Annotated in this window: 3 protein-coding genes; all 3 read left to right on the plus strand. The window is 69.5% G+C overall.

Annotated elements, in window-relative coordinates; all coding sequences use genetic code 11:
* Positions 1-903: chlorophyllide a reductase iron protein subunit X (locus ACFE87_RS24720; protein ID WP_375462311.1), on the plus strand; the 903-nt coding region annotated here is incomplete at its 5' end.
* 134 nt (positions 904-1,037) lie between these two features.
* Positions 1,038-2,543 carry a chlorophyllide a reductase subunit Y gene (gene bchY / locus ACFE87_RS24725; protein WP_375462312.1) on the plus strand — a complete coding sequence of 502 codons (1,506 nt, stop codon included), beginning with the start codon at positions 1,038-1,040 and terminating at the stop codon, positions 2,541-2,543.
* Positions 2,543-2,746 carry a hypothetical protein gene (locus ACFE87_RS24730; RefSeq protein WP_375462313.1) on the plus strand — a complete coding sequence of 68 codons (204 nt, stop codon included), beginning with the start codon at positions 2,543-2,545 and terminating at the stop codon, positions 2,744-2,746. The genes bchY and ACFE87_RS24730 overlap by 1 nt, the downstream gene beginning before the upstream one ends.
* The last annotated feature ends 118 nt before the right edge of the window (positions 2,747-2,864 follow it).

Here is a 2,864-nt window from a genome sequence, read left to right on the forward strand (position 1 = left end):
GAGACGCAGATCATCGCGATCTACGGCAAGGGCGGCATCGGCAAGTCCTTCACCCTCGCCAATCTCAGCTACATGATGGCCCAGCAGGGCAAGAAGGTGCTGCTGATCGGATGCGATCCGAAGAGCGACACGACCTCGCTCCTTTTCGGCGGCCGAGCCTGCCCGACCATCATCGAGACCTCGTCGAAGAAAAAGCTCTCCGGCGAAGAGGTGAAGATCGGCGACGTCTGCTTCAAGCGCGACGGCGTCTTCGCGATGGAGCTCGGCGGCCCGGAGGTCGGGCGCGGCTGCGGCGGGCGCGGCATCATCCACGGCTTCGAACTGCTCGAGAAGCTCGGCTTCCACGATTGGGGCTTCGACTTCGTCCTGCTCGACTTCCTGGGGGACGTCGTCTGCGGCGGCTTCGGCCTGCCGATCGCCCGGGACATGTGCCAGAAGGTGATCGTTGTCGGCTCGAACGACCTCCAGTCGCTCTACGTCGCGAACAACGTCTGCTCCGCCGTTGAATACTTCCGCAAGCTCGGCGGCAATGTCGGCGTCGCCGGGATCGTCATCAACAAAGATGACGGCACGGGCGAGGCGGCGGCGTTCGCCGAGAAGGTCGGGATCCCGGTCCTGGCCGCCATTCCGGCGAACGAGGACATTCGCCGCAAGAGCGCGAACTACCAGATCGTGGGCATGCCGGGCACCGAATGGGGGCCGCTCTTCGAAGAGCTCGCCTCCAATGTCGACACCGCCCAGCCGCTCCGCCCGACGCCGCTCTCGCCCGACGGCCTGCTCGACCTCTTCGACAGCCACACGACCGGCCGCGACTACGTCCTCCAGCCTGCCACGATGGAAGAGATGTGCGGCGTCGCCCACGTCGTGAAGCCCTCGCTCGAAATCGTCTACGAGGCGGTGTGACGGCGGTGGGCACCCACACCATCATCTCTCACGGCGTCACGCGGAGGAGCGAGCCCGAGGGCTCGCGTCTCGAAGCACGCACGACCGGCCCGTCCTTCGAGACGCCCGCTGCGCGGACTCCTCAGGATGACGCCGTGAGTGGATCGCCTCCCGATACGACGGGCGCGGCCTCCGGCTGTCACGCCGGCCGGGACGAGATGCGCGCCGCCGCCTCCGCGGCGGGCAAGAGCGAAATCCTGGACCGCTACGCGGCCGATTATCCGGTCGGGCCGCACGACCAGCCGCAATCGATGTGCCCGGCCTTCGGTTCGCTTCGCGTCGGTCTGCGGATGCGGCGCACCGCGACCGTGCTCTCGGGCTCCGCCTGCTGCGTCTACGGCCTGACCTTCACGTCGCATTTCTACGGCGCGCGCCGGACGGTCGGCTACGTGCCGTTCAATTCGGAATCGCTCGTCACCGGCAAGCTGTTCGAGGACATCCGCGAGGCCGTCTTCCAGCTCGCCGATCCCGACCTCTACGATACCGTGGTCGTGACCAATCTCTGCGTCCCGACCGCGTCCGGGGTGCCGCTCCGGCTCCTGCCGAAGGAGATCAACGGGGTCCGCATCATCGGCATCGACGTGCCGGGTTTCGGGGTCCCGACACATGCCGAGGCCAAGGACGTCCTGGCCGGCGCCATGCTGAACTACGCCCGCACCGAGGCCGAGCAGGGCCCCGTCGCGGCCCCTCGGGCCCCGCGCGGGGAGCGCCCGACCGTGACGCTGCTCGGCGAGATGTTCCCGGCCGACCCGATGGTGATCGGCGGGCTGCTCGAGCCGCTCGGGCTGGCGGCGGGCCCCGCCGTGCCGACCCGCGAATGGCGCGAGCTCTATGCCGCGCTCGATTGCGCCGCGGTCGCGGCCATCCATCCCTTCTACACGGCCTCGATCCGCGAATTCGAGGCGGCAGGCCGGCCGATCGTGCCATCGGGGCCGGTCGGGCATGACGGCACGGCGGACTGGCTCGAAGCGGTGGGGATTGCCTGCGGCGTGCCGGCCGAGACGATCGAGGCTGCCAAGGCGAAGCTGCTGCCGCCGATTCGGGCTGCGCTCGCCCGGACGCCGATCCGCGGACGCATCACGCTCTCCGGCTACGAAGGCTCCGAACTCCTGGTCGCACGCCTCCTCGTGGAGAGCGGCGCCGAGGTGCCCTATGTCGGAACGGCCTGTCCGGCGACGCCCTGGTCGGCGCCGGACCGAGCCTGGCTCGAGGCGCGCGGCACGCATGTCCAATACCGGGCCTCGCTCGAACAGGATCTGGCCGCGCTCGCCACCTTCGAGCCGGACCTCGCCATCGGTACGACGCCGGTGGTGCAGAAGGCGAAGACCGCCGCGATCCCGGCGCTCTATTTCACGAACCTGATCTCGGCCCGGCCTCTCTTCGGCGCTGCCGGCGCCGGCTCGCTCGCGCAGGTCGTCAACGCCGCGATGGGATCGCGGCCGCGCTTCGAAGCCATGAAGGAATTCTTCGAAGGCATCGGGTCTGGCGACACGGCCGGCATCTACCAGGAGCCGCCGGTGATCCGGCCGGAATTCCGCGAGCAGACCCGCAAGGCGCTCGCCCGACTTGCCAAGCAACGGTCCTCGGAGGCGATGATCTGATGAGCAAGACCCTGTCCTGCCCGATGGGCCACGCGTCCTTGCGGGCGCAGCGAGACAATCCGGAAGCCGACGCGGGGACCTCCCGGGCCGCGTCGCCGGCTTCGTCTTCCCGCCCTGAGGGCGTCCCGGCCCAGCCGGCCCCGGCTGCCGGCGGATGGTGGGCCTTCGCGGCCCAGGCCCGCGCCGCGATGGCGACCGCCTGATGCTCGTCGCCGACCACGATCGCGCCGGCGGCTATTGGGGCGCCGTGTACGTCTTCACGGCCGTGAAGGGCCTGCAGGTCGTGATCGACGGTCCGGTCGGCTGCGAGAACCTGCCGGT

Source organism: uncultured Enterovirga sp. (assembly GCF_964242715.1).
Classification (GTDB): Bacteria; Pseudomonadota; Alphaproteobacteria; order Rhizobiales; family Beijerinckiaceae; genus Enterovirga.